We start from the raw sequence: 6023 nt of genomic DNA on the forward strand, positions 1-6023 counted from the left end.
AGGTCGGCGGCGCGCAGCAGCCGTTCGGCGGCGCCCGCGCGGTCGCCCGCGCCGATGGCGGCCTCCGCGGCCCACACCAGCGCCTCGGCCTGCGGATAGGGGCGCTTGATGGCCGCCCATGCCGCGGCCGCCTCGTCCCAGGCCCGCCGGTCGAGCACGCCGCGCACGCGCGCCGCCTGCGCCAGGTAGGTCAGCCGCTCGGCCCGCTGCGCCGGGCCGCTCACGTCCAGCCCGGCCGCCCGCGCCTCGATCCGCGGGAACGCCGGCTCGCCGTCCAGCAGTGCGTCCTCGCCCAGTTCGGCGCACGCGGCGGCGGCCAGCGTGAGGACGGGCCAGGCGTAGCGGGCGTCGTCCGGCAGGCCCACATGCTCCAGCACCGGGACGACCGACTCCAGCGCCTCCCGGTGGCGGCCCTGCGCCAGCCGCAGCCTGGCCTGCAGGCGCAGCGTGGCGAACAGGTCCTCGGCCTTGGTCCACATCACCTCGCGCGTCGGCGTGAGCCGCGCCTCCGCCTCGGCCAGGTCGCCGCGCGCCAGGGCGATCTCGCCGGCGAGCACGAACAGGGAGGTGCGGATGGTCAGCGGCGGGTCCTTGTCGAGGGCCTGGCGCAGGACGGTGCGCGCCTCGTCCCAGCGGCCCAGCGACACCAGCGGCTCGGCCAGGTTGATGGCCAGGGACGTGCCCTTGGTGCGCGCCATGCCCAGTTCGCCGGCCAGCTCCATGCCGCGCCGGGCCACCTCGGCGGCCTCCTCGTGCCGTCCCGCGCCCTCCAGGAAGTGCGACCGGATGACCTCGACCCGCATCAGCTGGGCGCCGCCGCCGGCCCGCCGCGCCGCCTGCGCGGCCGGCTCGGTCACCTCCAGCCCGGCCGAGTAGTCGATGTCGACGCAGAACAGCGTGAGCAGCGCCTCCGCCTCGGCCACCGGGTGCCGGATGCGGCGGGCGATCGCCAGCGACTCCTCGGCGGCGGCCTGGGCCTCCTCGGTGCCGTGCAGCACCCGCCCGTACTGCGCGAGCGTGGCCAGGGCGCGGGCCCGCTCGGGCCCCGGCGGGTCGGTGGGCAGCAGCCGCACCGCCTCCCGCAGGTCCTCGACGAAGCCGGGGCGCGCCAGCTCGTAGGACATGCGTCCGCGCCGCTCCAGCAGGCGGGCCCGGCGGATGTCGATGTCGTCGCCCCGCTCGGCCTCCAGCTCGCGCAGCGCGGAGGTGGCCAGCTTGATGCCCAGCTCGTACTCGCCCGCCTGCTCGGCGGTGGCGGCCGCCTGCTCCAGCACCTCGATGCGGCACGCGCCGATGCGTTCGGCGGCGTCCGGGACGCGGTCCCACAGCTCCAGCACCCGCGACAGCATGGACAGGCACTCGGCGTAGGCGACGGCCTTGCGGGTGTCGCCCGCGGCCCGCCACGCGCTGACCAGCGCCCACGTGGTGTCGTGCGCCCAGTACCAGTGGTGGCTCAGCTCCACCCACAACCGGTCGGCGGGAACGAGGCCCGGGTCGTCCTCCAGCGCCTGCGCGTACCGCGAGTGCAGGCGGCTGTGCTCGCCGGGCAGCAGGTCGTCGTGGATGGCCTCGCGGATGAGCGCGTGCCGGAAGGCGTACCCGTCGCCGTCCACGACCAGCACGTTGGCGGCGACGGCGGGCCGCAGCACGCGGGCCAGCCGGGCGTCGTCCAGGCCGGAGACGGCGGCGAGCAGGGCGTGCTCGATGCGGGTGCCGCCGCCGCTGGCGTCGCGCAGCACCTCCTGGGTCTCCTCGGGCAGCCGCTGCACCCCCACCAGCAGCAGGTCGCGCAGCGACTCGGGCAGCTCCGACGGCAGCGAGCCGTCGCTGTCCAGCAGCGCCTCGACGAACAGCGGGTTGCCCTCGCTGCGGGCGTGCAGGTCGTCGACGATCCGGGCGGGCGGCTCGTGCCCGAGGATGCCGGCGGCCAGCTCGGCGACGGCGGCGCGCGACAGCCGGGCCAGTTCGAGCCGCCGGACCCGTTCGACCCGGTCCAGCTCGGCCAGCAGGCGGCGCAGCGGATGGGTGCGGTGCAGCTCGTCGGTGCGGTAGGTCAGGACGATAAGCAGCGGCGCGGTGCCGAGGTTGCGGATCAGGAACGACACCAGGTCGCGGGTGGAGCGGTCGGCCCAGTGCGCGTCCTCCACCACCAGCACCACCGGGGCGCGCTCGGCCAGCCGCTCCAGCAGGGTCAGCACCAGCTCGAACAGCCGGGCGCGCTCCTCGCCGGTGGCCGCGTCGGTCTCCGGCTCGCCGAACTCGGGCAGCAGCCGGGCCAGGCCGGAGGGGTCGCGGCGCGGCAGCAGCTCGGCGACGCCGTCGATGCCGATGTCGCGCACCAGCTCCCGCAGCACGGCGGTGAACGGGGCGAACGGCAGGCCGTCGGGGCCCAGCTCCAGGCAGCCGCCCACCAGCAGCCGGGGCGGCGGCCCGCCCCGGGCGGGGGCGCCTTCGGCGCCGCGCAGGCCGGCGGCGAACTCCTTGATCAGCCGGGTCTTGCCCACCCCGGCCTCGCCGCCGAGCAGCACGGCGCCCGGCGCGCCGGCCAGGGCCTCCCGCAGCTGCGCCAGCTCGGCCGACCGGCCCACCAGCGCGGGACTCAACACGCGCGCGCTCACGCGCCCCAGCATGCCAGTCGACTGCGACAAAACCCGATCGTTTTTCGGATTGCCAAGCGAGCGCTTGGTTGTTTTCAGGGATGTGGAAGCGATGTGAAGGCCGTGTGAAAGAGCCCGTTCCTAATCTGGATTTGCTTCTGCGAGGAAACGGTAAAGCGCTCCGGCGGGCACGGGGGCCGCACGCCCCGCCGCGATGCGCGCGCCTCGCGGGCAGGCTCTGTGGAGCGGAGGACTCGGGGGAATGGACCGCACCTATCCGCTGGACACCTATCCGCTGGACATCGCGGCACGCGCCGCCAACCTCTCCGAACGGGTGCAGGCGGTGTCCGCGCTGGGCACCGCCGACGGCGCGGCCGGCGACGGGCCGGACGGGCGGTGCGGGCGAAAACCCCCTCCGGACGCCTACGGCCTGTGGCGGCTCGAACGCCTCGCCGGCAGGCTCGCCGTGCGGCGGCCGGACGACACCGCCGCGGGGCGGGCCGGCTCCCTCCGGTACACGCGGCAGGCGCTCCTGGAGACGCTCACCGCCTACCGCCGCCACGAACGCGACCCCGGCGCCCGCGCCGCCCGCGTGCTGCGGGAGCTGCACCATGCCTGGCTGCCCGCCTACGAGGCCGCGCTGGACGGCGTGCGCGAGGCCGGACCCGCCGCGTCCGCCGCCTTCGACGCGGCCCGGCGCGCCTCCGACGACCGCCACGGCCGCCTGGCCGCCGCGTGCGAGCCGTTCCTGGCCGAGCTGGCGCGCCGCCTCACCGGGCTGCGCGTCGCCGGGCCGCCCGTGCGGCCCCGCGTGGTGGACGACTTCCAGCGCCACCTGCTGGAGCGCTTCGAGCCCGCGCTCGCCCGCGCCGTCGAGACCGACGCGCGCGTCCACCTCGACCTGAACGGCGGCCTGGACGCCGGCGACGCCGCCGACGACCTGGCCTACCTCGACAAGACCTTCGCCGACGCCGCCGCCTACCACCGCTTCTACCTCGACTTCCCCGTGCTGGGGCGGTGGCTGGCGCACGTCACCGCGCTGCTGGCCGACCACGGCCGCCTGCTGCTGACCCGGCTTTGCGCCGACGCCGACGCGCTGGCCGAGACCCTGTTCGGCGGGCGCCGGATCACCGCGGTCCGCTCGGTGCGGCCGGGCCTGTCGGGGCCGCACGCGGGGGCGCGGTCGGTCACGGTCGTGGAGGTCGAGCTCGGCGACGCCCGCGCCCGGCTGGTCTACAAGCCGCGCTGCGTGCGGGCCGAGGCCGCCTACCAGGGGCTGCTCGCCCGGCTCCGCGACGACGGCGTGCTGGACTTCGCGGTGCGCCCCGTCCTGGCGCGCGACGGCTACGGATACGAGGCGCTGATCCCGTCCTGCCGCGCCACCGTGCCCGACCAGGCCGGGGCCGAACGCGTGCACCGCGAGTTCGGCGGCCACCTGGCGTGCTTCTACGTGCTCGGCGGCGAACTGCGTCCCGGCACCGTCCTGGTCGCCGACGGCCGCGTGCACATCGCCGACTGCTCGACCGTGCTGGGCGCGCCGCTCCCCGCGGCGTCCCCCGAGGACGCCGACGCGTTCGGCCCCCTCGCCGACTCCGTGCTCGGCCCCGCCCTGCTCGACTGGCCCGCGACCGTCGACGTCCTGCCCGGCCTCCTGCTCGACGGCGCGCCCGTCCGCACCGCCGACCACACCGACGCCGTCCAGGACGGCTTCCGCCGCGTCCACCGGTGGTTCGAGCAGTGGCCCGACACCGCCGTGGAGTGCGTCACCGGGCTGTTCGCCGGCAGCCGCGTCCGCGTGCACGGCCGCGACCCCGGCGAGTACGCGGACCTGCTGCACGCGGCCGCGCGGCCGCGCCGGCTGATGGACCCCCTCGAAGCGGACCTGCTGTTCGACTCCGTCCGCGACCGGACCGGCGAGGGACTCCCCGCGGCCTGGGAACTGGCGTCGCTGTGGCGGCTCGACCTGCCCCGGTTCGAGGTCGCGGCCGACGGCGACCGCGTCACCCACGACCACCGGACACCGCTGGGCACCCGCCTGCCCGCCGCCCCCCTCGACCGCGCGGCGGCGCGCATCCGGCGGCTGGCCCCGGGCGACCGCGCCCGGCAGGCCCGCTACATCGCCGCCGGGCTCGGCGCGCACGGCCGCCTCGGCCGGCTCGCCGGGTTCGCCTCCGGCGAGGTCACCGACCCCGATTTCGCCGCCGCGGCCGTCGACCGCGCGGTCCGGATCGGCGAACGGCTGTGCGCGATGCTGCGCGAACCCGACGCGCCCGCCCCCTGGACGTCCTACCAGCGCACCCGCGACGGCAAGGTCGAGGTCGACGTGGAGGGCGACCTGTACCTGGGCACGGCCGGCATCGCCCTGTTCCTGGCCTACCTGGACCAGGAGTGCCCCCGGCCGCGGTTCCGGGAGGCGGCGCGGCGCGCGCTCCAGCACGCCGCCGGGCAGTGCGGCCGCCGCGGCATCGGCGCGTTCACCGGCGCGGGCGGCCTGATCTACGCGCTCACCCACCTGTACGCGCTGTGGGACGACCTCGCCCTGCTCAACCTGGCCGTCCGGCTCAGCCGCGACATCGCCGACCGGATCGACCGCGACCGGCACCTGGACGTGCTCGGCGGTGCGGCCGGGCTCATCCCCGTGATGCTCGGCCTCGCCCGCGCCACCGGCGGCACCGCCGGCCTCGACGTCGCCCACCGCTGCGCCGACCACCTGCTGCGGCGGGCGCGGGCCGACCGCGGCACGCTCTGCTGGCCGCGGCCCGACCGTCCCGGCGCCCACCCCGGTGCTCACCCCGGCCCGACCGGCTTCGCCCACGGCGCGGGCGGCATCGGCTGGGCGCTGATCGCCCTCGGCGCCAGCACCGGCGGAGCGGAGTACATCGAGGCCGGCCGGCGCGCCTTCGCCTACGAGGCGCGCCGCTTCGCCGAAGCGGCCCGGGACGGCGCCGGCACCTCCGGCGGGCCCCGGCACGGCAACGCCTGGTGCAACGGCGCCGCGGGCATCGGGCTCAGCCGCATCCACAGCTGGGACCTGCTGGGCCGCGACGACGAGTCGCTGCTGGACGAGGCGCACCGGGCCGTCACGGCGACGATGCGCGACTTCCCCCGCCTGATGAACGACTCGCTGTGCCACGGCCGCTGCGGCAACGCCGAACTGTTCCTGCGCTACGCCGGGCTGCGCGACCGGCCCGCGTTCCGGCTGGAGGCCGACGTGCAGGTGCAGACCCAGTGGCAGAACCCGACGCCGGAAGGCGACGGCTTCTTCCCCGGCCTGATGCTCGGCCTGTCCGGCCACGGCATGCACTTCCTGCGCCTGGCGCACCCCGACCGGGTGCCGTCCGTGCTGCTGCTCGACCCGCCGCCCGGCCTCACCTAGCTGTACTGACCATGGACGTTGGTGACGGCGACACGGCTGGATGATCTTGA

General features: G+C 76.7%; 2 protein-coding genes. One reads left to right on the top strand and one right to left on the bottom strand.

Annotation, left to right across the window (positions count from 1 at the left end; all coding sequences use genetic code 11):
- A partial coding sequence (locus ABD879_RS31640) for an ATP-binding protein (protein ID WP_345025442.1) occupies positions 1 to 2618 on the bottom strand: 2618 nt, incomplete at its 3' end.
- Positions 2619 to 2859: 241 nt separating this feature from the next.
- Between ABD879_RS31640 and ABD879_RS31645 the strand changes: the two genes are divergently transcribed.
- Entirely contained in the window at positions 2860 to 5973 is a 3114-nt protein-coding gene (locus ABD879_RS31645; protein ID WP_345025443.1) for a type 2 lanthipeptide synthetase LanM family protein, read from the top strand.
- The last annotated feature ends 50 nt before the right edge of the window (positions 5974 to 6023 follow it).

Source organism: Actinomadura keratinilytica, from assembly GCF_039539665.1.
In the GTDB taxonomy this organism is placed as follows: domain Bacteria; phylum Actinomycetota; class Actinomycetes; order Streptosporangiales; family Streptosporangiaceae; genus Spirillospora; species Spirillospora keratinilytica.